This window comes from Natronocalculus amylovorans (assembly GCF_023638035.1).
GTDB classification, from domain to species: domain Archaea; phylum Halobacteriota; class Halobacteria; order Halobacteriales; family Haloferacaceae; genus Natronocalculus; species Natronocalculus amylovorans.
Window position 1 is genome coordinate 214026 of record NZ_JAKRVX010000002.1, and the last position, 23794, is coordinate 237819.

Consider the following 23794-nt stretch of genomic DNA (forward strand, 5'->3'; position numbering starts at 1 on the left):
AAGTTATCGGGCGGCCCGACCGAAAATAGAGACAAGGTTCAAGATGTAGGATGTAGTATGTTATCATTGGACTATGGATATAACCGATATTGTTGTGCAGGAGTTCGTCGAAGTAGACGCTGACGAGCGTCTCGGCAAAGTCCGCTCTCTGTTTGAGTCGAAGAATCCGAAAGGTATCATCGTTATGGAAGACGGTGAATATGCAGGTGTGATCGGTGAGTCCGAACTTGTCAAATCACGCATTGAACACGACACCAAGGCAAGTGTCTTGATGAAGTCTGCACCACGGATTGACGAGCGTGAAAACATCCGAGAGGTTGCGCGGCTCCTCACAGAAGGAGATGTCCGAATTGCCCCTGTCTACGCTGGTGAGAAACTTGTCGGTATCATTACTACTGATGCAATTCTCAACGCTGTGCTTGACAATCTGGATGTTTTGGATGTCGAACAGGTCTACTCTGGAGACCCACTCACGATTACTGATCAATCTCGAATCGGGCAAGCAATCAACCGCCTCCGTGAACACGGTGTTTCGAGGCTCCCAGTGACGGATGGTAATGGAAAATTAACTGGTGTATTAACAACACACGATATTGTTGATTTTGTCGTTCGTGATCAAAATCGACAAGAGAAAGGCGATCGGAGCGGTGACATCGATCGAATGCTTGATCTGCCAGTCTACAATCTCACAACAAGCCCAGTCTTGACGACCACACCAAGTGAGTCAGTGAAAGATGCAGTCAAGCGAATGCTGGAAAACGATATTGCAGGCCTCATTGTGACGCCGGATGACGCTGAGACGGTTCTCGGTGTTATGACAAAAACGGACATCATGAGGGCATTGACCTTCACTGAAGAGTCACAGATGGACGTCCAGATCACGAATGTGGATCTGATTGATACAATCAGCCGAGGAGAGATCACAGATTCGATCACCCAGGTTGTGGACAAGTACAAGCAGATGGATGTACACCACGCACATGTCCGATTCCACGAACATAAAGAGAAACTCCGTGGAACACCGTTGATTCAGTGTCAGATCCGTCTTCGAACAAGCCATGGCCAGGTTGCAGGCTCCGGTGAGGGGTACGGTGCAGACCACGCATTCCACGTTGCACTTGATAAACTTGAGCGAAACGTTCTAGAGATGAAAGGCATCAATGCGGATGAAAAGTACCGCGGGCAACTACTCCGTAAGCTTGGCGAATTGTAACACGACTATCCGATATCAGTTGCAGTCAACCCAGTGTCGGTGATTTGGAACGTCACTGAGTCACCAGCTGCCTTTGCTCTGTGTTTTTCTAGTGTTGCACGTCTGTTGCCCCCACGAAAGCGATCGAGTCGAAGAACAACGCCGGTCCAGTGTTCAAGCGTATGGCCACCAAGTGCACGTGCTCGGTCACTGTCACTGTCAGGGTCAGAGAACACCTGATTCGTAATCACAACGGCGATATCATGTTTTCTGGCTAACGAGAGCAAGTGAGTGATCTGTCGGGCGACCGATCTGAGTGCTTCACCACCAGTTTTATCATCCGTTCGTTGAAGCCGATAGAATCCGGTTGCACTATCGAGTATAATGAGTTCGATCGACTCAACAAACTCTTCGGCATCACGAACGGCTTCTGCTTGCTCATCAAACGAGAGTGCTTCCGAAATAATAAGCCGAGACGCAACCTCCTCAACTGGTTCATCAGTTTGTCCCTCAATCAACTGTTGAAATCGATCAGCAGATAGCCCTTCTGTATCAATGTAGAGTGCGCGATTGCCCGCAGCCGCGACAGAGACTGCAGCAGAGAGTGCAAGATTTGTTTTCCCCGCTGCAGGCTGTCCATAAATCTGTGAGACGGTCCCACGTTCAAATCCCCCACCCAGTAGCTCATCAAGGGCTGCACACCCGGTCGAGACTGGTGCATTCATGGAGAATAGTTATTATGGCGCTTGCAAAAGCACCCCGATTACGCTTGAGTACGCCGGGACCGCAGCGTTTTTTCGGTTGAGTGACTACAAGCGGGTAGTGATTGTCGTCGCAACGAATGATTTTCGGCTCTATCACGAAGCGGTGAATGCGCTCCGAGATAGAGGTGTCAGTTTCACGACCGTAACACCAGGTGAGACGCTTCCAAAGGGGACCACGGTAGTGCTCACTGCAGAGACTGACCCGATCGATATCAACGGCCAAACCGATATTGAGCAGGTGTACGCTGATCCGGATGACATTCGGCCTGCGATCGAGGACGTACTCACGATCCTTCGTACCGGAGACGATCGGCTCATCGTCGGCGTTGATCCAGGGCCACGGCCAGGGATCGTTGTCATGTCAGGAGACACCGTCGTTGCAGCGTTTCAGGTTCCGGTGACCGAAGCGGTATCGGTAATTGCTCGTGAAGTTGCGGATACGGAGAATCCACTCGTTCGTATTGGTGATGGTGCACGGCTACACGGAGCACGAATTATCAACGAGTTAACTGATGTGACGATCGAACTTGTCGACGAAACAGGAACCACACCATACCTTGGGGCTGGAGCGCGGGGAGCAGGTGACATTCTTGCAGCGACAAATATTGCACAGATTGAGGGGGAACAGATTACAACCAGAGTCATCGAGCCGACCGCAGGCGAACTCCAGCGAATCCAAAATGAGTCCAGAGTTCGGTCCGGTGGCGATCGGACAATCTCTGCATCGCTTGCACATGACGTTGCAGTCGGAGCGTTGACGATCGAGGAGGCGCTATCCGAACACGAAAATCAAAGAGGGTCGTGAAACGCTACTCACTGCTTCAAGAGCGATCGTGGACAACTGACTCGGCCCGTCGCATAATTTCTCGAATCGGAATGTCAGTCGCTTCGGCCATCGCTGCTGCATCGTCGTACTCTGTGCTCACATCGTACTGTGCTCCGGACCCCGTTGTCGCGACTTTCACTGCGACTTCGTACGTTTCGCCGTCGTGTTCGAGCGAAACGGTCTCAAATGATCGGTGTGCCGTCCACCGATGGCCTGCACCATGCTCTCGAATGCCGAGCGTCCCCGTTTCTGTGGCAAGAGTATATGCAACCCGTTCTGCATCTTCAGGTCGAACAATAACTTTCACCAGGTGCCCTGGACGAGATTTTTTCATTGTCACCGGGACGATCGAAACATCCCGTGCTCCTACCTTTTTGAGCGTCTGTTGTAGCCCCCCAAGGGTCTCCGGAGTCGCGTCATCAAGATTGGTTTCCAAGACAGAGATCCGTTCTCGTGGGAGTCGATCACCACTTGTCCCGACCGTTGCCCGGAGGACGTTTGGGTGGTGCGGAAACGTTTTTTTCCCCGCGCCGTAGCCACTGTGTGTCGTGTTGAGTGTTGGGAAATAGTCGACACCATCTGCGATCTCCGCAAGGATTGCGGCTGCAGTTGGTGTACACAGTTCAGCCTCGATCGGCCCCCCTTGGATCGACCACGCTGCATCGGTCGCAATCTCCGCGACAGCCGGTGCTGGAATCGGATAGATTCCATGGCTCATTTCAATGTCACCGCCACCAACAGCGATCGGTGTTGTGACGACGCGGTCTGGATTCAGTTCAAAGAGGAGGGCCATCGTTCCAGTGATGTCTGCGATCGCATCGTCTGCGCCAACTTCATGGAAGTGTATTGAATCGAGCGACTCGCCGTGAATTTTTGCTTCTGCCTCGCCTAACCGCCTGAATGCACCTTTTGCATTGTTGATGACTGGTTTCGGGAGGTCCATCGACTCAACGATACTGATGACTTCTGTATAGCTTCGATGTGGACCGTGGCCCTCTGCAGGCGTATTATCGCCATGCGTATGTGTATGAGTATGCCCAGGGTCCGTTTCGTCGCTGGGATGTGCCTGCTCGTGCGCGTGGCCAACATGAGAATGATCATGGCTATGGCTGTGATCATGACTATGGTCGTGCTCATCATGCGGTTCGTGGCTGTTGGTGTGGCTAGTTGGACTGTCCGTGTCGTGGGATTCTCCGTCGAGAAGCACAGAGACCGTCGTTGAATCAATTCCATTTTTTACGGTGGTGTCCACCGAGAACGAGAGATTAAGTGCGTCTTCGATCGGTGAGAGAGCCGATCGGTCAGCCCCCACTGCAATGAGCGCTGCAAGAAGCATATCACCGCTTGCACCGCTCCGGCCATCAAATACCAGTGTGTTCATAATCGACAGTAGCCGGCGGATCGTAAAATAGTCTACATCTCGAATCCGAATCACAGAGTGATACACTTATGTTCGTGCTCGCGCGAACGACAGTCGGGTTCGTATGGAGAACGCGGTAAGCACAGTCGAGTATATAACACGATCAACGTCCAGAGTGCAGGTGTTACTATCGCTCAACGATGGAGCGAAAGACCTAGAGACGCTCGAGCTAGAGATATCCGCGTCGGGGCGAACCGTTCGACGAGCAGTTGATGGACTTATTGAAGAGGGGTGGGTAAACAGATGTGGGCACGAGTACGCCGTCACCAGCACTGGAAGTGCATTTGCGACACGGCTGGATACGTTTTTACAACAAACAGAGACACTCCTTGAGCTGCAGACGTTTTTTGAGTGGTTCCCAGACGCAGTGTGTTCGCTTGATCCGATCGAATTTGAAGATGCAACAGTGACCGTCCAACAGCCACACTCGCCGTACCAGCCACTGGAGCGGACACTTTCGCTAATCGATCTAGCTGACGAAATTAAGACGATTGCACCGATTAATTCACCATTTTACAATGATTCCTACTACGAGCGGATTACCGATGAGGAGATTACTGCTGAGACTGTGCTCCCCCATTCGGTATTCGATGCAATCCGAAACGCAGATACTGAACAGTTCCAAGAAGTACTCGACACAGGGAGGGTTGAAGTGTATGTCTGTGACTTACCGCTCTCATTTGGATTGTTGATAACAGAAAATATGGTTGCTATCGGAGCGTACGATCACAATAACTCTCTGCGGGCATTAATAGAATCAAACACACCGGTTGTCCGAGAGTGGGCGGAAGATGTCTTTGCGGAGTATAAAAACGACAGCGAGAAAATCACCACGCCGATAAATAATGAGGTATAGTGACAGCCCGTGTCAAAAAGACAGACCATGTCGTGACGACGCAAGATGACTTTATTATGTTTGTCTCTCTTGTTACTAACGCAGCCGTAATTGAGATAGTTGATCCCCACTGGCGGCCCTCCTACTGCAATAAATAACGCCGCCCATGTCTCAGTTGCGGTTACACACTGCCCAGTCAGCACAACGCATGCCCTGCGTTGTTTTTGTCTCAAGTACTCGTATTTCCGTCAACCATTAGTACCATCGTCACCGTACCATGTCACATGGTGACAATGCAGGCTCTCATACAGACGCAAACATATCAATTTAGGCGAACAAAGGACTTATCTCCAAACCAGACGGAGTTTTCTGTACCCGCTACGAGCCAACAATGAACGAAGTGCAACTTGAAGTGGCGAAGGCGTACCCGAACGATTCGGGGCGTGGAATCGCCCGTTTAGACCCCGACACACTGCTGCATCTAAAGCTCTCTCCAGGGGATATTATTGAGATTGAAGGTGCAGAACTCACTGCTGCCAAGGTTTGGCGTGCAGATAGACAGGATTGGAATACAGATACCGTCCGAATTGACGGATTCACTCGACAGAATGCAGACGTTGGAATTGGCGAACGAGTGACAATTCGGAAGGCAGAGGCGGAAAAAGCCGAGCGGCTTGTGCTTGCTCCACCGGAGGAGGCAAGCGTCCAGTTCGGCTCTGATGCAGCCGGTATGGTGAAACGACAGATCCTCAAACGGCCTGTCGTCCAACGCGACATCGTCCCGGTGATGAGTTCGACAAATCATCCGTTTATGCGATCGCCAGGACAGGCAATTCCGTTGATTGCAGTGGAAACTGAGCCCGAAGGGGTTTGTCTGATCACTGAGGATACGGATGTCGAACTCCGTGAGGAACCAATCAGTGGATTCGAAAAAACAGGTGGTGGCATAACCTACGAAGATATCGGTGGCCTCGAAAACGAGATCCAACGCGTTCGTGAGATGGTTGAGCTGCCGATGAAGCATCCGCAGATCTTCAAAAAGCTCGGCATTGAGCCGCCGCAAGGTGTGTTGCTTCACGGACCGCCTGGAACCGGAAAAACACTGCTCGCAAAAGCAGTCGCCAACGAGACCTCTGCAAGTTTCTTCTCTATTGCTGGCCCGGAGATCATCTCAAAATACTACGGTGAATCAGAGCAACAGCTCCGAGAGATCTTCGAAGATGCGAAAGACGAGTCACCAGCGATCATCTTTATCGATGAATTGGATTCGATCGCCCCAAAACGCGAAGATGTGACTGGTGAAGTTGAGCGGCGTGTTGTCGCCCAACTGCTCACAATGATGGACGGCCTCGAGGCCCGTGGTCAAGTGATCGTCATTGCAGCAACAAACCGAGTGGATTCGGTTGATCCAGCACTGCGTCGTCCGGGTCGATTCGATCGTGAGATTGAGATCGGTGTTCCCGACGAAGTTGGACGAAAGGAAGTGCTCCAGATCCACACCCGAGGTATGCCGCTTTCGGATGATGTGTCGCTCGATCACCTCGCAGATGAGACACATGGCTTCGTTGGTGCAGACATCGAGAGTTTGACCAAAGAAGCGGCCATGAAGGCACTTCGCCGATATCTCCCAGAGATCGACCTTGATGAGGAGGATATCCCACCAAGCCTCATTGATCGGATGATTGTCAAGCGGCAGGACTTCACCGGTGCGCTTTCAGAAGTCGAGCCATCCGCAATGCGAGAGGTGCTTGTCGAACTCCCAAAAATCACATGGGACGACGTTGGCGGTCTCACGGATCCGAAACAAAAAGTCAAAGAAAGCGTCGAGTGGCCGCTGACAAATCCCGAAAAATTCGATCGGATGGGTATTGACGCACCGAAAGGTGTGCTCCTCTACGGCCCGCCAGGGACCGGAAAGACGCTCATGGCAAAAGCGGTTGCAAGCGAGACAAATGCGAACTTCATTTCCGTTCGTGGTCCACAACTGCTTTCGAAATGGGTCGGAGAATCCGAGAAGGCAATCCGACAGACGTTCCGAAAGGCACGGCAAGTGAGTCCAACAATCATCTTCTTTGATGAGCTGGACAGCCTTGCACCCGCTCGTGGCCAAGAGATGGGCAACAATGTGTCAGAGCGCGTTGTGAACCAGCTTCTGACTGAGCTTGATGGGCTCGAAGAGATGGGCAATGTGATGGTCATCGGTGCGACAAACCGTCCAGACATGATCGACCCAGCACTGATCCGATCGGGTCGGTTCGATCGACTTGTCATGATCGGCCAACCCGACGAGGAAGGCAGAGAGCAGATTCTCCGAATCCACACCGGAAACACACCGCTTGCAGCGGATGTGAGCCTTCGAGAGATCGCGGAGATAACCGATGGCTACGTCGGCTCCGATCTTGAGTCGATCGCTCGTGAAGCCGCAATTGAGGCGCTGAGAGAGACCGACGATGCCGAGGAAGTCGAGATGCGACACTTCCGAAAGGCAATGGAGTCGGTGCGTCCAACGATCAACGAGGATATTATGTCCTACTACGAGGATATCGAACAGCAGTTCAAAGGTGGCGGCAGCGATCGATTCCGCGAACAGCGCGACGGACGTATCGGGTTCCAGTAGCGTCGCATCGGAATTACACTTCGACCGGTGTTGGCTCTTTATATGAAATCGGAGTATGATTTCGGTACGGAGATTGTAGGTTGTGTACCAAAAGCAGGCAAGTAAACCCTCAATATCCACTGATAGTCACACATGTATATTTATTGCCGGTGAATAACGAGTAACTTCATCAAATTTTGAAATTATATGAGCGGTTCATGTTTTTAAATTGCGTTACAAAATATACAGAATACGACTCAGTTGCTGTAATGGAAGAAATGGATCACTCCTACCGGTCGACACGGCGAAAGTACCTCTCGGCAACAGCTGCAATTGGAGGACTTGCGATTGCATCCGGAACAGCAAGTGCATGTGACGAGAAAGACAAAAAGAAAGATGATGAGAAGCGTGCTGATGAGCGTCGCGAAGAACTTGATAAATTTACTGATGGGGTTGAGTCTGAAGACACAGATCCAACAGAGATTGACTCACCAACAGTGATCACAGAGCCCGGTGCGTACGTGATTACCGAGGACATCGAAACAGACCTGCAACGAGGTGAGGCCTGTATATTTGTGAAATCGGATAATGTGACAGTCGATGGGCGGGACAATACACTACGAGGTGGCGGTAGCGGTGCAGGTATCTTTGTCTTAGATTCAACTAATGTCCGTGTTCGAAACTGTAACATAGAGAACTTTTTGTTCGGAGTTACATATTTCGAAGCGGCAGATGATGGTGTGGTTGATGGGTGTACTGTAACTAACTGCACAGAAGGAATTGGGATTGACGATGCTACCGACAACGTTGTCAGAAACTGTACGCTTCGCGAGTCAAAATTGGTTGTTGAGTTTGATTCTATTGGAACGGTGTTAATAAATAATGAAATCACAGATGTCCCTGATAGAAATGGGGTCTCTCTTGCAGATTCATCGCGTTGTTATGTTATTGACAACAAGGTAACAGGGAGTGAACAATCTGGGCTCTTCTGTGACTCTGTTATCACATCCACGATTAGTGGCAACGAGTTCACAGACAATGGTGCATACGGCATCGAGCTTGACTTCTGCGAAGATAATCGAATTACGGACAATGATCTCAGCGATAACGAAGATGGTGCATGCAACCTTGAGAACTCAGATGCTAATTTATTCAGAGGGAATGATCCCGCGTGCGGGCCAGATGAGTAGATAGCTACCGTTTATTTGACCTCTACATCGTCCGTCTGTGGCGGCTCAGCGACCGTTTCAATCCGATCGGCGAGCCACGCTGTTGCATCAACAACAGTTTGCTTGTCGGTCCCAACCAATTTAATTCGATTCGGGGCAGGGCGTCGCGCAGGGTAGCTTCCAGCAACAATCTCAAACCGTTCGTGGAGTTCAGCAAACGTCTCACCCATTGCTCCTTCAGGAACTGGTGTATAGAGCGTTTCTGTGATCCGATCACCACCAAACTGGTCTGCAATCTGATCAAACATCGCGCGCATTTCATCTGGAATTCCCGGAAGGACAAACACTGTTTCGAGGATACATCCTGGTGAGAGCCCGACTTCATTGAGAAGCGGTTCTGCACCGGCCGGAATCGACGCCTGTGCATCCGGATCAACCCGAAGGTCGTATGTCTCTACGAGCTCTGGATGGTCGGCTCGATATTGAGCCATCGTTTCGAGCACATCCTCACGCGCAGCATCATTGACGTCGACTGATTGTCCAAACGCACCAGCAACGGCCTCCATTGTGATGTCGTCGTGGGTTCCACCAAGCCCACCAGTTGTGATCACGGCATCAAAGGTCGAACTCCACTCACGGATTGTATCCGCAATGAGTTGTTGTTCATCGGGGACAACCAAAATACGTTGAACCGTTGCACCACGCGCTGTGAGCTGTCGTGCAAGCCAACTTGCATTGGTATTTTCGGTGTCACCAGACAGCAACTCATCCCCGATCGTCAGCAGTGCAACGTCCATATCGGGTATGAGGGAGCCAAAGAGAAAGAACGTTTCCGAGCGGTACCGACTTAGTAGATCAGTTCGTCGTTGTTCTCGATCATGTACAGCGTCCGTGCTGCGATATTGACCGCATGATCGCCAACACGTTCGAGGTCACGGATAGTAAGAAGTAGTCGCGAGACATCTTTCATAAGGATCGGGATGTCCTCATCGTTATTTGAGCGCTCCCCTTCGATCAGATCACGGACCACAATTTCGCTTGCGATTTCACAGAGTTCGTCAAGTTCGTCATCTTTTTCAGCGACCTCATAACACATCTGTGGTCGATCGCCGGAGTATGCAGTCATGGCCCGATCGAGCATCTCAAGCGTTACGTCTCCGAGTCGCTGGATGTCAACATCTGGAAACACATCACGCTGAGCGTTTTTTGCATACTGCCCGAGATTTGTCGCAAGATCCGCAATCCGTTCTAAATCAGTAATTATCTTGAACGATGCTGCAATAAATCGAAGATCACCGGCAACTGGTTGTTGGAGTGCAATCAAGTTGATACAGTCCTTTTCAAGTTCGAGGTACATCTCGTTGATTTCTCCGTCACCAGTTATGACCTCCTCAGCAAGCTGGGCATCTTTCTGTGCTAGTGCATCCAGACCCATTCGAAGCCGTTCCGCAACGACCTCACTCATATAGAGAACGTCACCGCGAAGATCTTCAAGCTTGGTTTGATATTCGTTTCGTGGCATATCCTACCTCAATTCGGATGACGCAAAAGGGTTGTCCTCAGAGTGTGTCTGTGATCTATATAGACACTTAGGAGATATATACAAAACTATCCGAATTTACCGGTGATATAATCTTCGACACGTTGACTCTGTGGATTTTCGAAGATCCTGTTTGTATCGTCGAACTCAACTAGCTCTCCACCAGTAAGGAACACGGCTGTTTTATCCGAAATTCGTGCCGCTTGCTGCATATTGTGCGTGACGATAACCACCGTAAAGTCTCGAGAGAGTTCCTCGATCAGGTCCTCGATCTGGGCAGTCGCAATCGGGTCAAGCGCAGATGCGGGCTCGTCCATGAGGATTACCTGTGGGTCAACGGCGATCGCACGAGCGATACAGAGTCGCTGCTGTTGGCCACCGGAGAGGTCAAGACCTGACGTATGAAGTTTGTCTTTGACCTCATCCCAGAGTGCAGCGCCCTTGAGCGCATTCTCGACCTTCTGATCCATATCCTCCGTTTTTCCTTGGATCTTTAATCCATAGGCAACGTTATCATAGATCGATTTTGGGAATGGATTTGGTTGTTGAAACACCATCCCGATCCGACGGCGAAGGACAACCGGATCAACATCGTCATCATAAATGTTTTTCCCACGAAACTCGATTTCCCCGTCAACACGGCAAACATCAATCTGATCATTCATCCGATTAATGCAGCGGAGGAACGTCGATTTTCCACAGCCTGATGGGCCAATCATCGCAGTAACTTGTTTTTCAGGTATCTCCATTGAGATATCCTGCAATGCCTGATCCTCACCATAGAACACATCAACGCCCTTTGCTTCAACAATGGTATCGCTACGTGTTGTGGCTCGATCGGACAACCCAGACGATGTATCAACAACCGACTCAGTGCTCCCGACAGGGTCGGCCGTTCCAGAATCATCGGCAGAAGTCATTTCGTAACAGCATATATATGGTTCAAGCAGATACCTGTTGCGGAGTTAGCCCGTTCAAGTTGTACAACAGACTATCCAAATTTACCCGTAATATAATCTTCAACCTGCTTGTGTTCTGGATCTTCAAAGATTCTTTGTGTTTCACCAAATTCAACGAGTTCTCCGCCTGTGAGAAAGACTGCAGTTTTATCCGAGATTCGGGCAGCCTGCTGCATGTTGTGTGTGACAATAATAACGGTGTACTCGTCTGCAAGATCATCGATAAGATCTTCGATCTTTGCGGCTGCGATCGGGTCAAGCGCGGATGTTGGCTCGTCCATCAGGATGACTTCTGGATCGGGAGCGATTGCACGAGCAATGCAGAGCCGTTGTTGTTGTCCACCGGAGAGATCAAGCCCTGAGCTGTCGAGTTTGTCGTTTACTTCATCCCAGAGTGCTGCACCACGAAGCGCACGTTCGACTTCTGCGTCGAGATCAACCTCTTTCTCGCGGCCTTGAACACGGAGCCCATACGCTACATTATCGTAGATCGACTTCGGGAATGGGTTTGGCTTCTGAAACACCATTCCGATCTTTCGACGGAGGGCAACCGGGTCAACATCATTATCGTAGACATTTTTGCCATGGAACGTGATGTCACCCTCGACACGGCAGACATCAATCTGGTCGTTCATTCGGTTGATACAGCGCAAGAATGTTGATTTTCCACAACCCGATGGGCCGATCATCGCGGTTACTTTATGTTCTGGAATCTCCATCGAGACGTTGTCGATCGCCTGATCTGATCCGTAGAACACATCGAGATTTTGAGCCTCAACAACGGTGGTGTCTGGCTGATCAGTACGGCCGGTGTCTGTGATCGATACGTCAGTGGTAATCAGTGAGTCTTCCTGTTGTGTAGACATGTGTTTAGACCTCCGTTTCGTATTTATTTCGCAGATAGATCGCAACCCCATTCATCGTCAGCAGTATCGACAAGAGCACGACAATCCCAACCCCTGCAAGATGGATAAAGTGCTGGCTTGGCTCTGCTGCCCACCCATAGATCTGAGTCGGCATGCCGCTGAATCGATCCAATGGGCCAAACGGCATTCGATTGGTGAACAGTGCACCAACCATAAGCAACGGTGCCGTTTCGCCGATCGCACGGGCAAGTGCGAGAATCGTTCCAGTAAGTATCCCCGGCATTGCGGCCGGAAGTACAACCTCTTTGATTGTCTGCCACTTCGTTGCGCCAGTTGCGTACGATCCGTTTCGGACACTATCTGGAACTGCTCGAAGCGCTTCCTGTGAGGAGACAATAATAATTGGCATCACCAGCAAGGCAAGCGCAACCGATCCTGCAATCAGGATCGGACCAGTCCCAATTCCGTTGACAAGTGCCGCAAGTGCCAAGAGACCGTAGACGATTGACGGAACGCCTGCAAGGTTTGCAAGGTTTGCTTCGAGAAGTCGCGTGATGCGGGTATCTGGTGCGTATTCTTCAAGATACACTGCCGTTCCAAGACCAATAAAGAACGCAAGTATTGCAGTGAAAAGCATCAACATCACGGATGCGATAATTGCACCACGGAATCCTGCAAGCTCTGGCCGGCGAGAGCCATCAACGGTAAAGAACTGGACAAGACTAATATTGAACTCGGTGAGTCCAACGTAGAATGTGTGAGCAACGTCGAGCAACAAGAGTGCAAGCATGACCACACCAAACATCGATGCAGCGAAGATGAGCCCAAGGAAGAGCTTATTTTTTGTATGCTCCCATCCAAGGTCGATATCGCCGAACAACCCTTCGTCAGTATCGGTGCTCATCGGTACTCCTCCTGGAAACGGCGTTTAAACCAATCGTTCATCAGATTCATCACCAGTGTCATCAAAAACAGCACCAGTCCGACAGCGAAGAGGCTCTGATACTCAACAGTTCCAACAGCTGATGTACCACGAGCCATCGAAACCATATACGCAGTCATTGTCATAATTTCGCTGAACGGGTTTGCTGTGATGTTTGCGTTAAATCCTGCCGCAAGTGTTACTGCCATTGTCTCACCGATCGCACGCGAAACTGCGAGAATATACGATGCAAAAATACCAGACACCGCAGCTGGTATTACAACGTTCAATGACACATCAAATTTTGTTGCGCCGAGTGCGTAGGCACCGTTTCGTAGATCATCGGGAACAGCCTGCATCGCATCTTCACTGATTGATGAGACCATCGGGATCGTCATAATCCCAACAACAATCATTCCCGAGAGCATACTGTACCGTCCGATACTAATCCCAAACAGCGACTCCGCAATTGGACCCAACATGACCGGATTTATGAATGAGATTGCAAAGTACCCGTAGACAATCGTCGGGATTCCTGCAAGGACCTCAAGCGTTGGTTTCAATTTGCTTCGCACGGATTTTGAGGAATATTCGGAGAGATAGAGTGCTGTTGCTGTTCCAATCGGGATTGAAACAAATGCGGCACCAACTGTGATTGCGATCGTTCCAAATGCGATCGGTAAGATTCCGTGTGCAGGCGTTGAGTGATCAGGGGCCCATCGTGTGCCGGTGAAGAATTCAGTAAATGTTATTGTTTGTTCAAAACTGCCACCAACAAGCACTTCGGTTATTCTGGCGCCAAAAAAGTAGCTTGCGGCGTTATCAATCAGTACAAAAAAGATCGAAAGTGTTGTGAGGACCGTGATTGCGGCACATCCAAACAGGACACGCCGAGCTCTACGATTGGCCTTCTGGTCAGCCTTAGCTCCGGTGCCGCTTGTAATCCCTGGTCCTTGGTCGGTTTCAGTACTCATTGTAACAACTCGTGATTATTCAGGCTGAACGCTCAGATCATCACGATCGAAGCCGACCTGCTCGAGCCAACTGTCGAGTTTATCCTGGTTCTCTTGTGTAACCTCGTCCGGTGCCGCATAGAACCCCTCATCACGAGCAAACTCCTGTGCATTGTTGATATAGAACTGTGCGAAAGAACCGATCAGATCCGGTTCTTCTTCAAGGCTTGCAAGGTTGAAGTATGCAAACAATGGTCGGGCAAGCGGTGAGTAGAGACCCTCCTCGATATTATCTTCTTCTGGGAGGTAGAAATCACCGTCAACATCGCTCTCGACAGGTACTGCCTCAATTGGCTGGTCATCCTCAATTTCGCGGAGATAACCAAGACCGCCCCAACCGAACGCATACTGATTGTCGGCTACTGCGCCCATAATTTCGTTTGTTTGGCTGGTTGCGGAGTAATCGTCTCGGATATTCCCCATCTCACCATTAATATACTCAGTGAAGTAGTCGAACGTACCAGAAGCACTGTCACGGGCGTGCAGTTGCATCTCCTCGTCCGGCCACTCATCACGAACGTCGCTCCAGAGTTCGATATCTGATTCGAACTCCCAAATCATTTGCAGCTCTTCAAGCGTAATATTGTCTACCCAGTCATTCTCCGAGTTTTTAACGACTGAGAGCCCGTCAAGACCGACTTCAAGGAAGTCGTAATCAACACCCTCCTCCTCACATAGCGCAATCTCTTCGTCAGTGATTTCACGGCTTGCACTCTGAACCGCGGAGTTTGCACGACAGAACTCTTGGAATCCAGCACCAGTTCCTTGTGGATCGACATCAACGAGAACATCTTGGAACTCGTTTTGGAAATTCTCACCAGTCCAAGAAGTAATCGGTGCCACTGTGTTGGACCCTGATGCATCGATTGTTCCAGCAAGGCCATCACCGTCACCACCACCGGTACATCCTGCAATGGCAATAGCACCAACTGTGCCCGCACCAGCAAGGAATTGACGTCTGTTTACTGTGCGATCGGTTGTATCCGATGAGCGGTTTCTCATCAGTTACACAAAACGCGATATCGCATAAGAACACTGCTAATAGGTATATACAGGCTCCTGTAGCGCTTGGTAGCAAACAATAGAGATATAGAGTCTATTGAGCACTCTACAGACCAAGAGAAACAAAGCTCATGGCGTACAAACAGAAGCGACGTAGAGACGGTATGTTGGCAGTACATTGAAGAGGCAGATCGCTCACCGTTTCTATGGAGATATTGCAGCAGGTAATTACAGTGTCAACAAAGACATTGTTGAGGTATCACTACAGAGCAGAAATAACCGACATTTGCTGAGCTGTATCTATAAATATATATCCCAAGGAGAGTGTTCAGAAACAAAAATCACATCTATATAATATATAATCTAGAACAAATACCAAATTTTTTGCGATGTTTGTAATGTACTGTCGACGGACAAAAAAGCGAAACTACCGCGTCTCGTACCGATTTCGGATGTAGATCGCCGTTGCATTCATAAACAGGAGCACAGAGAGCAACACGACAATCCCTGCCGCGGCGATATGCTGGAACTCGGCTTGGGGGAGTCGTGCCCAATCGAAAATCTGCATGGGCATTGCTGCAAACGGCCCGAAGAGATCAGGATACGGTACTCCAGCAGTAGTTTTGACTGGTGGGACGAACATCGAGGTTGCGGCACCGACCATGATGATTGGAGCCGTTTCACCGATCGCACGTGATAGTGACAAGATTGTACCAGTCATAATACCGGGCATTGCCCGTGGAAGGACAACATCTCGTGTGACTTCCCATTTGTTCGCACCAAGCCCGTATGCAGCCTGCCGTTGTGAATCAGGAACTGCTCGCAACGCTTCTTGACTGGAGACGATAACGATCGGTAAAATCAGTAGTGTCAGCGTCAGTGCTGCAGCAATGAGGCTTGTTCCTAACTGAAATGCTCGAACAAACATTGCAAGCCCCAGCAGTCCATACACGATCGATGGAACACCAGCGAGGTTTGCGATGTTTGCCTCAATAAATGCGGTCAGCTTTGTCTCAGGTGCATACTCTTCTAAATAGATCGCCGCACCGACACCGAGGAACATAGTAAAGACTGCAGTCAATGCAATGAGCAGGATCGAACCAATAAGTGCTGGATAGATTCCCGCACCACGCCCGGTTGGGAGGTAGTTCTCTGCAAATCGGGATGGTGGATATGTGAGGAAGTCAAGTGAGAGCCAGCCCCACGATTCATACAGTACATCTGCAATCAGTGCGACAAGCGCAACAATACCAACAAGGGTTGATGCAAAACAGATTGCAACAAAGATCTTTCCGATTGTCCGTTTCCGATCGACATCATCCCCAACGTTCTCAAACGGGGAGCCACCGGCTGTATCGCTGCTCATCTGTACTCCTCCTGATATCGTTCTCTAACCCACAAACTCAGTAGGTTCATTGCGAGTGTCATTGCAAATAGCGTAATCCCAACTGCGAAGAGGCTCTGATAGCCGATCGAGCCAACCGAGACATCACCAGTTCCGATCTGAACCATGTACGCGGTCATCGTCTGAATCTCCGCAAATGGGTTCATTGTGATGTTTGGCTGCATCCCTGCGGCCAATGTGACCGCCATTGTCTCGCCGATCGCCCGCGAAATCGCGAGAATAAACGCGGCTGTAATACCCGACACTGCTGCTGGGACAACAACCTGTGTTGAGACCTCGTACTTTGTCGCACCAAGCCCATACGCTGCGTTCCGAAGATGGTCCGGGACGGCACTCATTGCATCCTCCGAAAGCGATGAGACCATCGGAATAATCATAATCCCGACGACGATCGCGCCTGCAGCTGCATTGAATGTCCCCGTTTCAGGGAAGAACCGTTGTAAGATTGGTGTAATAAACGAGATCGCAAAGAATCCATACACAATCGTCGGGATTCCTGCAAGCACCTCAAGGGTTGGCTTGATGGTTCGACGAACCCGTGGATCCGCATATTCGGAGAGATAGATTGCAGTTGCGGTGCCCACTGGAAGTGCAACGATCGCAGAGCCAACGACGATCATCATTGTCCCCCAAAGCAGTGGTAATACACCATAGCTTCGATCACCAATTATCGGTGACCACTCTGTTCCAGTAAAGAATTCAGTGAACGTCACCTGTTGGAACCAGGCGTCGCCAGTGAGTCGATCAATAACAGATGCGCCAAAAAAGAAGTTGACTGCGCCGTTGACAAGCACTGCGATGATCCCCAGTGTTGTTAGTACGGTAATAAATGCGCAGCCAAAGAATACCCATCGAACGGCCACACTGGTCCGATGAGACGTCGAGTTCGTTTCACTGGTTAGGTCAATACTGCTCATTGAATTCTCGAAATTGTGTCCTCAAGTGATTCTCTACTCTCATCAACAGTTAGATCCGGGATTGCGTAGAAGCCAACCCTGCGTGCTGCCCACTGTGTCCATGTGAGCTCCTCGCCGTCCTCAACGACTGACCGATCGGCTCGGTCGTCAACTTCGGCAAAAAAGAAGCGAAGGTACTCGCGGAACTCCGTTCGTTCGAGTTCATTCGTGTTTACGTATGCAAACATTGGGCGGCTCAGGGGCGTGTATTCACCAGACTCAATCGTCTCACGGGTTGGTTCAATACAGCCGTCACCATCATCAATACCAACAAGCTTGAGTTCGTCTTCGTTTTCGTAGTAGTAGCCTGCCCCACCGAACCCCATCGCATACTCGTTTCCGCGAACACCACGAACGATGACGTTTGTGTCTGGTGTTCCCGAGTAGTCCGATCGAATGGCACCGTATGAACCATTTATTGCTTCTGTAAAGTAGTCAAATGTACCTGAAGCAGAATCACGACCATACAGCCGAATCTCCTCGTCCGGCCACTCGTCGTCAACATCGTGCCACGTTTCGACCTCAGAGTTGGGCTCCCAAATTGCCTGTAGCTGTTCGACAGTGAGACAGTCACACCAATCATTATCGGGATGAACCCAGATTGCAATCCCATCTAATACAGCCTCAAGTTCAATGAACTCGACACCGTTCTGCTCACAAAGGGCTTGCTCATCGTCTGTTATTTCGCGGCTCGCGTTCTGAATGTGGGTCTCTCCGGACGCAAATCGTTGAAATCCAGCACCAGTCCCGGACCCTCGAACAGGAATCCGGACGCGATTGTTCCGCCACTGGAACTCCTCTGCAAGTGCAGCAGCATGTGGGAGAACAGTATTGCTTCCATCAACCCGTATTTCGCCCTCAAGATCTGTTTCATCGCCTCGAACAAGACACCCAGCTAATCCCGCCGTAAGCGATCCCCCTGCAGCCAAGAGGAACTGTCGCCGTGAACGACTAGAGCTATTGTCATCTCGGGATTGCTCTATATCCATCAATATACTAATAATCCTACGTTGGATAAATACCCTGCTATAATATCTATATAGCACTATGTATGATAACGTTACGTTATGTGTGTATATTGATTAAAAATACCCTATATCAGCAGTACAAGACCTATAACGCCTGTAAAAATAACTATAGTAATTTGACTGCATCTACATACTTGGATAGATTTATTTATTAGCTGCGTCCACTGTCGACTATGGAGACGCGGAAAGTCCAAGTGACTGGCGGCTCGACATATACAGTCTCAATACCAAAAAGTTGGGCAACAGAGAATGGTGTGAGTGCCGGGAGCGTTGTTGAGTTCTATCCGGAGAGTGACGCGCTATTTTTAACACCGAAGACTGAAAACGAGCGAACAGAAGGGACACTCGATATCAGTGATCTCCACGGAGATGAGCTCACACGTGCCGTGATGACAATGTATGTAAGCGGATTCGATATCATCGCGCTTGAAGGGGCACGTATTACGACTGATCAACGGCGGACGATCCGCGAATCAACACAAAGTTTGGTTGGGCTTGAGGTGCTTGAGGAGACAACCGATCGAATCGTTATCCGCGACCTCTTGGACTCATCAGAGCTTTCGATACACAATGCAGTCACCCGAATGCGTCTCATTTCGCTTTCAATGCTCGATGATGCACTCACTGCACTTTCGACGCTTGATAAAGACCTTGCAGATGATGTCATTCAACGTGACGAGGATGTTGATCGACTGTGGATGGTTGTCTCTCGTATTTTTCGATCGACGCTCCGGACGCCGAAAGCAGCCGAAGAGTTGGGACTGCCACGAGAGATCTGTTTCGACTATCACTCAAGTGCACGCCAGCTCGAACGGGTCGGTGACCACGCAACAAAGATTGCCCACCTGACAAAGAATATCGAGCGCGAGGTTCCAAAAAACGTCATCGATGCGCTTGATGAGCTTCATATAGACGCTGTCGACGTCATCGACAAAGGGATGGATGCGCTGTTTACCGAAGACAGTAGCGAAGCAACGAAACTCGCAAACGAAGCCAGAGAAGCCGTCCAAGAGATCGATGCTCACGCCCGAGCGATTGACGAACTGCTCCGTGACTTAGATCCTGCTCGTGCACAGATTCTTGGATTAATTGTTGATTCGGTTTCTCGCAGTGCAGATTACGGTGGCAATATTGCAGAGACGGCGTTACAGAAGGCAGCACCAACACCGTAACTTCTCTACGGTACCACCCTTCTTGTTTGTAACTCAGATTGGGGCTCCACCATCTGATTACGAATTGCTCGCTTCGGAGCTTACAGATCGGCTCGATCGGCGTGTTGATAGATGAACTCCCGGAGAAGTTTGCCGGCCAACGCTGCAGTTTGCCCATCATCTCGATCGTTCACTTCAACAACGTCAAACCCATCGCAGAATGGTGCAACGGTGCGGACGAGGTCTCGCATCTCCCGTGGTGTCATCCCGAAGGGCTCCATCGTTCCAGTCCCTGGTGCAAATCCTGGATCTGCGCCATCAATATCAACCGAAAGGTAGACTGATCGATCGTCGAATGCAGGTGGATCAGAAAGCCACGACGCAACGTCTTCCGGCGGAACGACTGTCACATCATCTTGTGCTGCCCGATCCCACTCCTCCGGTGAACCGGTTCGAGCACCAAGAATAATCGCTTCCTCGGCGGTATCTAACACGTGTCGAGTAACACAGGCATGGCTCCACTCGTTTCCATCGTAGTTGCTTCGAAGGTCAAGATGTGCATCGAGACAGACGAACACGTCCGGCTCGACGGCCTCGACACCGGCAGCAGTGACGGTGTGTTCGCCACCGATCGTCACTGGAATTGACCCATCCCAGACAGCGGCCCTGAGCTCGCTCGCAAGATGATCAAGATATTCGCGGGCAGCAGACCATGCATGGATATCACCAGCGTCGTGAACAGCTAGTTCGGAAAAAAATGAATCCGTCGTATGGTCGTAATCGTCGTACGTCTCCGAGAAGCGACGGACCCGATCGGGTCCGAATCGCGTTCCGGGTTGGAATGAGGTCGAGATGTCCAACGGTGCGCCGACGATTACGTAAGAGGCAGCGTCGCGATCGGCGGTCGCACCGGGGAACATCTACACAACCTTTCGCTGTCCTTCGTACTCGAGGAACTCGATTTCGTCACCGTTTGCGAAGTCCTGGTCGTCTGGAACGCGCATGGTAAACGTTTCGTACGTCGCAAGGTCCATGACCTGTGCATCGTCGCCGGTAACGGAAACAACCTGTCCCTGTTTTCGCTCAATAATTGGGACCCAGACCTTTGCATCGACGGGCTGGCTCAGGCTTCGCTTTTTACTATCGAAGACGCCTTTCCCCTCAACACGTGCTTTTGCGCTGCCGTGTTTCCCCGGTTTTGCCGTGCTGTAATGGTTGATTTTACATGGAGAGTCATCCATCATTACATAGCTTCCTTCTGACAGTTCGCGAACTTGTTTCTGCTCTCTTGGCATACTTCCGAATTCCGTTGGCGACGGTATAAAGGGATTGATACGCTCTGAGTGTCGCGTCTAGCTACGCTAAAAACGTGCAGTCACAACTGTCGTGTTAATTTATTCTCTATGGTGAACAATGACCAACTATAATGGCAAAATATGCAGTATGAGCGCCTGAAACGACTGATATGACTCTTTCGGCGATTACCATTTAGCTGCATTCTCCGGGGTACTTTCACTCTTGAGCGCGTATAATAGAGTGAACAGTTATGTCTACATCAGAGACCACCGAACGGGAGTCAGATACAACGGCTTCAACCAGTGGTGGATTCACGGAAGCCCGCGAACGATTTGATGCGATCGATCGGCGGATTACAGAGGAGATGACTCGGTGGGGAATTCCGACCCTCCGCGTCGCGCTTGGTATCGTCTTCATCTGGTTTGGTGGTCTCAAAGTGATCGGGGGGAGTCCAGCCGCAGAGCTTGTGGCTGCAACCGTGTATGTTGTTCCACCTGAGCTTTTTGTACCGGTACTTGGCGTCTGGGAGGTCCTTATTGGGCTCTGTCTGCTCTATCGGCCATTAATCCGGGTTGGCATCCTATTGTTGTTCTTCCAGATGCCGGGGACGTTCTTGCCGATACTCCTGCTTCCCGATGTCGTCTTCACGACGTTCCCATACGGACTCACCGTTGAGGGACAGTACATCATTAAAAACCTCGTCATCATCGGCGCAGCGCTTGTTGTTGGGGGAACCGTCCGAGAAGATGACCCCCGATGGGCACAAGAAGATACTGAAGAGTAGCAGTAGTACTGGAGCAGCCGAATCTATGGCTCATTTTCACGCCGCTCTCGCATACTCTGTCGCGTGAACTGTGGACGTGCACGAAGGCCTCGTGGCTCGCGGAACGATTGCCAGAGGAAAAACACCATTGGCACCGTTAACCCTAAGATTGCAACGGAAATGCGCCACTCACCGGTAAATGCATAAATAATTGATGCAGACAATAGCCCGACAGCGACCAAGATTGAGTATGCAATCCGTTTTGCCAGTTTATCCAGGACGTGGTTTGCGTCGTCGATTTGGACATTAACAGTTAGGTTATCTCGCTCAACGGTATCTAAGACACGATCAAGCTTTGGTGGCACAGTAAACAGTGCCTGTGTTGTCCGTTGGACCTGCTCTCCGGCCTCTTTTGCGAATCGTTTTGCGGTATCTTCACGGTAGCCTTGCTCCGTGAGATAGTCTGTGGCAACTGAAATAAAGTCGAAATCAGGGTCAAGCGTCACACAGACGCCCTCAACAACCGTCGCAACGCGAAGCACAAGTGCAAGGTTACGCGGGAGTCGAAGTGGGAACTCATAGATCGTTGACTCAACCTGCTCAATAATCTGATTTACACGGTACTGTTCGATATCCTCACCGCGGGCATCTGCGATCGCAAGCTCAAGCACGTTTGCCATCACTTCGCGATCTGCCTCGGGACTCAGTGTTCCCATCTCAACGAGCGTATCTAAGATTCCACCGATGTCTTGATTTGCAACCGCAATGTAAAACTCGACAATTTTATCCTGAATAAACGGGGTAACCGTCCCACTCATTCCGAAGTCGTAAAAGATGATCCGACCGTCTTCATCAATCGCAAGGTTCCCCGGATGTGGGTCCGCATGGAAGACGCCGTCTTGAATCATCATCTGGAGATAGATTCGCTGGAGCTCTGTTGCAAGCTCGGTCCGATCGATTCCCTTTGCATCCAGTGTCTCAATATCGTTGATTTTAGTTCCCGGTAGGTACTCCATCGTGAGCACACGAGCACTTGAGGCATCCTCCCTTGGCGTTGGGATTCGCATCCGGCTATTGTCTTCAAAATTGGATTGGATCTGATTGAGGATGCGTCGTTCACGGGCGTAGTCCATCTCTTCTCGGATGGTCTTTGCAAACTCATCTGCAAGGCTATCCAGCGAAAATGCCTGTCCTTCACCGATAAACCGAACGAGAAGTGGAATGGACCAGCGAAGCACTTTCAGATCGGCTTCAACAAGATCTTCAATTCCTGGGCGTCGGATTTTCACTGCGACTCGCTCACCCTCAAACTCTGCAAGGTATACCTGTCCGAGGCTTGCACCGCTAATTGGGTCCTGCTCGAATGAGTCAAACGTCTCACTAATCGGGCCCAAATCCTCCTCAAGCACCTGTTTTGATTCCTCCCACGGGGCGGGTGGCACGTCATCTTGGAGGCTTGAAAGCACCTCAATATACTGTCTGGGAAGGATATCGGGACGTGTCGAGAGCAGCTGCCCTAACTTGATGAACGTCGGTCCAAGCGTCAAGAGCGTGTCGAGCAGGATCTCTGCTCTGTGAGTCTGCATCTCTGGGGTAACACGCCGTTTCCCACCAACGATGAGATATTTTCGACGGTCGCGGAGATAGGCAAATATGAGCGGGAAGAACCCGTAGAAGACGACGAAAAAGCGCCAGTAGGCGCGGAGATTGACCAGCGTCACCACCCACCGTTAGGCGTCGTCGATCGGAATTGGTTGCCCGTCTTCATCGACCCGTTTTGGAACTGAAATTTCGAGTACACCGCGGTCCATTGTCGCAGATGCGTTCTCCCCATCTGCGTCGCGTGGCAGTGGGAGTTCTGCATCTAAAAACAGTGGTCGGTCCTCACGAACGTAGTGAAACTCCGGTGGAACCGATTTTTCACGCCGGGCATCGACCCGAAGCCGGCCGCTTTCTGCAATAAGATCTGCCGTATCAGCAGTGACGCCGGGAACGTCAATCACAATACGGTACTCATCGTCAGACTCCAACAGGTCCGCGAATACCGCATCCGGCAGGTCGCGGAGTGCATCGCGCAGTACAGACATATCA

The 23794-nt window shown here is 50.5% G+C and carries 23 protein-coding genes; 7 read left to right on the plus strand and 16 right to left on the minus strand.

What is annotated here, in order from left to right:
* Positions 1-73: 73 nt before the first annotated feature.
* Positions 74-1213: a CBS domain-containing protein gene (locus tag AArcSt2_RS05460; protein ID WP_250583359.1), complete on the plus strand. Its 1140-nt coding sequence runs from the start codon at positions 74-76 to the stop codon at positions 1211-1213.
* 5 nt (positions 1214-1218) lie between these two features.
* Here the strand turns inward: AArcSt2_RS05460 and radB are convergent, their stop codons facing one another.
* Positions 1219-1917, minus strand: a complete 699-nt coding sequence (gene radB, locus AArcSt2_RS05465) for a DNA repair and recombination protein RadB (RefSeq protein WP_250583360.1) — start codon at positions 1915-1917, stop codon at positions 1219-1221.
* Between the two features lie 97 nt (positions 1918-2014).
* Between radB and AArcSt2_RS05470 the strand changes: the two genes are divergently transcribed.
* Positions 2015-2761: a hypothetical protein gene (locus AArcSt2_RS05470; protein ID WP_250583361.1), complete on the plus strand. Its 747-nt coding sequence runs from the start codon at positions 2015-2017 to the stop codon at positions 2759-2761.
* A 16-nt stretch (positions 2762-2777) separates the two neighbouring features.
* Here the strand turns inward: AArcSt2_RS05470 and larC are convergent, their stop codons facing one another.
* The gene (larC, locus tag AArcSt2_RS05475) at positions 2778-4163 is read right to left on the minus strand and encodes a nickel pincer cofactor biosynthesis protein LarC (RefSeq protein ID WP_250583362.1); all 1386 of its coding nucleotides are present in this window, start codon (positions 4161-4163) and stop codon (positions 2778-2780) included.
* Between the two features lie 103 nt (positions 4164-4266).
* Here larC and AArcSt2_RS05480 point away from each other — a divergent pair, with 103 nt between their 5' ends.
* From AArcSt2_RS05480 to AArcSt2_RS05490, 3 genes are all read left to right on the plus strand, one after another.
* Entirely contained in the window at positions 4267-5058 is a 792-nt protein-coding gene (locus AArcSt2_RS05480; protein ID WP_484549542.1) for a helix-turn-helix transcriptional regulator, read from the plus strand.
* Positions 5059-5428: 370 nt separating this feature from the next.
* Positions 5429-7654 carry a CDC48 family AAA ATPase gene (locus tag AArcSt2_RS05485; protein ID WP_250583364.1) on the plus strand — a complete coding sequence of 742 codons (2226 nt, stop codon included), beginning with the start codon at positions 5429-5431 and terminating at the stop codon, positions 7652-7654.
* Positions 7655-7902: 248 nt separating this feature from the next.
* Positions 7903-8823: a right-handed parallel beta-helix repeat-containing protein gene (locus AArcSt2_RS05490; RefSeq protein ID WP_250583365.1), complete on the plus strand. Its 921-nt coding sequence runs from the start codon at positions 7903-7905 to the stop codon at positions 8821-8823.
* 11 nt (positions 8824-8834) lie between these two features.
* Here the strand turns inward: AArcSt2_RS05490 and AArcSt2_RS05495 are convergent, their stop codons facing one another.
* The 10 genes from AArcSt2_RS05495 to AArcSt2_RS05540 form a co-directional block, all read right to left on the minus strand.
* A complete protein-coding gene (locus tag AArcSt2_RS05495; protein WP_174654392.1) occupies positions 8835-9599 on the minus strand; it encodes a competence/damage-inducible protein A in 765 nt (254 codons plus the stop codon).
* A 50-nt stretch (positions 9600-9649) separates the two neighbouring features.
* Positions 9650-10324, minus strand: coding sequence for a phosphate signaling complex protein PhoU (gene phoU, locus AArcSt2_RS05500; protein ID WP_174654393.1), 675 nt, complete (start codon positions 10322-10324; stop codon positions 9650-9652).
* An 86-nt stretch (positions 10325-10410) separates the two neighbouring features.
* A complete protein-coding gene (gene pstB / locus AArcSt2_RS05505; protein ID WP_174654395.1) occupies positions 10411-11262 on the minus strand; it encodes a phosphate ABC transporter ATP-binding protein PstB in 852 nt (283 codons plus the stop codon).
* A gap of 71 nt (positions 11263-11333) precedes the next feature.
* Entirely contained in the window at positions 11334-12167 is an 834-nt protein-coding gene (pstB, locus tag AArcSt2_RS05510) for a phosphate ABC transporter ATP-binding protein PstB (RefSeq protein ID WP_174654396.1), read from the minus strand.
* A gap of 4 nt (positions 12168-12171) precedes the next feature.
* On the minus strand, positions 12172-13071 hold the full coding sequence (gene pstA / locus AArcSt2_RS05515) for a phosphate ABC transporter permease PstA (protein WP_250583366.1): 900 nt from the start codon (positions 13069-13071) through the stop codon (positions 12172-12174).
* Entirely contained in the window at positions 13068-14063 is a 996-nt protein-coding gene (gene pstC, locus AArcSt2_RS05520) for a phosphate ABC transporter permease subunit PstC (protein WP_174654399.1), read from the minus strand. Before pstC (AArcSt2_RS05520) ends, pstA (AArcSt2_RS05515) begins: the two co-directional genes overlap by 4 nt.
* Before the next feature lie 15 nt (positions 14064-14078).
* A complete protein-coding gene (locus AArcSt2_RS05525; RefSeq protein WP_250583367.1) occupies positions 14079-15104 on the minus strand; it encodes a PstS family phosphate ABC transporter substrate-binding protein in 1026 nt (341 codons plus the stop codon).
* A 427-nt stretch (positions 15105-15531) separates the two neighbouring features.
* Positions 15532-16470, minus strand: a complete 939-nt coding sequence (gene pstA / locus AArcSt2_RS05530) for a phosphate ABC transporter permease PstA (protein ID WP_250583368.1) — start codon at positions 16468-16470, stop codon at positions 15532-15534.
* Positions 16467-17426, minus strand: a complete 960-nt coding sequence (gene pstC / locus AArcSt2_RS05535) for a phosphate ABC transporter permease subunit PstC (protein WP_250583369.1) — start codon at positions 17424-17426, stop codon at positions 16467-16469. The genes pstA (AArcSt2_RS05530) and pstC (AArcSt2_RS05535) overlap by 4 nt, the downstream gene beginning before the upstream one ends.
* Positions 17423-18454: a PstS family phosphate ABC transporter substrate-binding protein gene (locus AArcSt2_RS05540; protein ID WP_174654405.1), complete on the minus strand. Its 1032-nt coding sequence runs from the start codon at positions 18452-18454 to the stop codon at positions 17423-17425. Before AArcSt2_RS05540 ends, pstC (AArcSt2_RS05535) begins: the two co-directional genes overlap by 4 nt.
* Before the next feature lie 212 nt (positions 18455-18666).
* On the opposite strand from AArcSt2_RS05540, the gene AArcSt2_RS05545 reads away from it, so the two are divergent.
* Positions 18667-19665, plus strand: coding sequence for a phosphate signaling complex PhoU family protein (locus AArcSt2_RS05545; protein ID WP_174654407.1), 999 nt, complete (start codon positions 18667-18669; stop codon positions 19663-19665).
* 80 nt (positions 19666-19745) lie between these two features.
* Here AArcSt2_RS05545 and speB read toward each other — a convergent pair whose 3' ends face one another.
* Both speB and AArcSt2_RS05555 read right to left on the minus strand, forming a co-directional pair.
* Positions 19746-20564 carry an agmatinase gene (gene speB / locus AArcSt2_RS05550; RefSeq protein ID WP_174654408.1) on the minus strand — a complete coding sequence of 273 codons (819 nt, stop codon included), beginning with the start codon at positions 20562-20564 and terminating at the stop codon, positions 19746-19748.
* Entirely contained in the window at positions 20565-20939 is a 375-nt protein-coding gene (locus AArcSt2_RS05555; RefSeq protein WP_174654409.1) for a translation initiation factor IF-5A, read from the minus strand.
* Positions 20940-21190: 251 nt separating this feature from the next.
* Between AArcSt2_RS05555 and AArcSt2_RS05560 the strand changes: the two genes are divergently transcribed.
* On the plus strand, positions 21191-21724 hold the full coding sequence (locus AArcSt2_RS05560) for a DoxX family protein (protein ID WP_250583370.1): 534 nt from the start codon (positions 21191-21193) through the stop codon (positions 21722-21724).
* A gap of 23 nt (positions 21725-21747) precedes the next feature.
* Here AArcSt2_RS05560 and AArcSt2_RS05565 read toward each other — a convergent pair whose 3' ends face one another.
* Both AArcSt2_RS05565 and AArcSt2_RS05570 read right to left on the minus strand, forming a co-directional pair.
* Positions 21748-23427, minus strand: a complete 1680-nt coding sequence (locus tag AArcSt2_RS05565) for an ABC1 kinase family protein (RefSeq protein ID WP_174654412.1) — start codon at positions 23425-23427, stop codon at positions 21748-21750.
* 6 nt (positions 23428-23433) lie between these two features.
* Positions 23434-23790, minus strand: coding sequence for an Hsp20/alpha crystallin family protein (locus AArcSt2_RS05570; RefSeq protein WP_174654414.1), 357 nt, complete (start codon positions 23788-23790; stop codon positions 23434-23436).
* Positions 23791-23794 lie beyond the last annotated feature (4 nt).

Excerpts from the sequence above, each read along its gene's own strand:
- AArcSt2_RS05540 (WP_174654405.1), bottom strand. The coding sequence starts at position 18,454 with ATGGATATAGAGCAATCCCGAGATGACAATAGCTCTAGTCGTTCACGG.
- AArcSt2_RS05555 (WP_174654409.1), bottom strand. The coding sequence starts at position 20,939 with ATGCCAAGAGAGCAGAAACAAGTTCGCGAACTGTCAGAAGGAAGCTAT.
- AArcSt2_RS05495 (WP_174654392.1), bottom strand. The coding sequence starts at position 9,599 with ATGGACGTTGCACTGCTGACGATCGGGGATGAGTTGCTGTCTGGTGAC.
- AArcSt2_RS05525 (WP_250583367.1), bottom strand. The coding sequence starts at position 15,104 with ATGAGAAACCGCTCATCGGATACAACCGATCGCACAGTAAACAGACGT.
- phoU (WP_174654393.1), bottom strand. The coding sequence starts at position 10,324 with ATGCCACGAAACGAATATCAAACCAAGCTTGAAGATCTTCGCGGTGAC.
- AArcSt2_RS05485 (WP_250583364.1), top strand. The coding sequence starts at position 5,429 with ATGAACGAAGTGCAACTTGAAGTGGCGAAGGCGTACCCGAACGATTCG.
- pstA (WP_250583366.1), bottom strand. The coding sequence starts at position 13,071 with ATGAGCACCGATACTGACGAAGGGTTGTTCGGCGATATCGACCTTGGA.
- speB (WP_174654408.1), bottom strand. The coding sequence starts at position 20,564 with ATGTTCCCCGGTGCGACCGCCGATCGCGACGCTGCCTCTTACGTAATC.
- AArcSt2_RS05490 (WP_250583365.1), top strand. The coding sequence starts at position 7,903 with ATGGAAGAAATGGATCACTCCTACCGGTCGACACGGCGAAAGTACCTC.
- pstC (WP_250583369.1), bottom strand. The coding sequence starts at position 17,426 with ATGAGCAGTATTGACCTAACCAGTGAAACGAACTCGACGTCTCATCGG.
- pstA (WP_250583368.1), bottom strand. The coding sequence starts at position 16,470 with ATGAGCAGCGATACAGCCGGTGGCTCCCCGTTTGAGAACGTTGGGGAT.
- pstB (WP_174654395.1), bottom strand. The coding sequence starts at position 11,262 with ATGACTTCTGCCGATGATTCTGGAACGGCCGACCCTGTCGGGAGCACT.
- AArcSt2_RS05545 (WP_174654407.1), top strand. The coding sequence starts at position 18,667 with ATGGAGACGCGGAAAGTCCAAGTGACTGGCGGCTCGACATATACAGTC.
- pstB (WP_174654396.1), bottom strand. The coding sequence starts at position 12,167 with ATGTCTACACAACAGGAAGACTCACTGATTACCACTGACGTATCGATC.
- radB (WP_250583360.1), bottom strand. The coding sequence starts at position 1,917 with ATGAATGCACCAGTCTCGACCGGGTGTGCAGCCCTTGATGAGCTACTG.
- AArcSt2_RS05570 (WP_174654414.1), bottom strand. The coding sequence starts at position 23,790 with ATGTCTGTACTGCGCGATGCACTCCGCGACCTGCCGGATGCGGTATTC.
- larC (WP_250583362.1), bottom strand. The coding sequence starts at position 4,163 with ATGAACACACTGGTATTTGATGGCCGGAGCGGTGCAAGCGGTGATATG.
- AArcSt2_RS05560 (WP_250583370.1), top strand. The coding sequence starts at position 21,191 with ATGTCTACATCAGAGACCACCGAACGGGAGTCAGATACAACGGCTTCA.
- pstC (WP_174654399.1), bottom strand. The coding sequence starts at position 14,063 with ATGAGTACTGAAACCGACCAAGGACCAGGGATTACAAGCGGCACCGGA.
- AArcSt2_RS05480 (WP_484549542.1), top strand. The coding sequence starts at position 4,267 with ATGGAGAACGCGGTAAGCACAGTCGAGTATATAACACGATCAACGTCC.
- AArcSt2_RS05460 (WP_250583359.1), top strand. The coding sequence starts at position 74 with ATGGATATAACCGATATTGTTGTGCAGGAGTTCGTCGAAGTAGACGCT.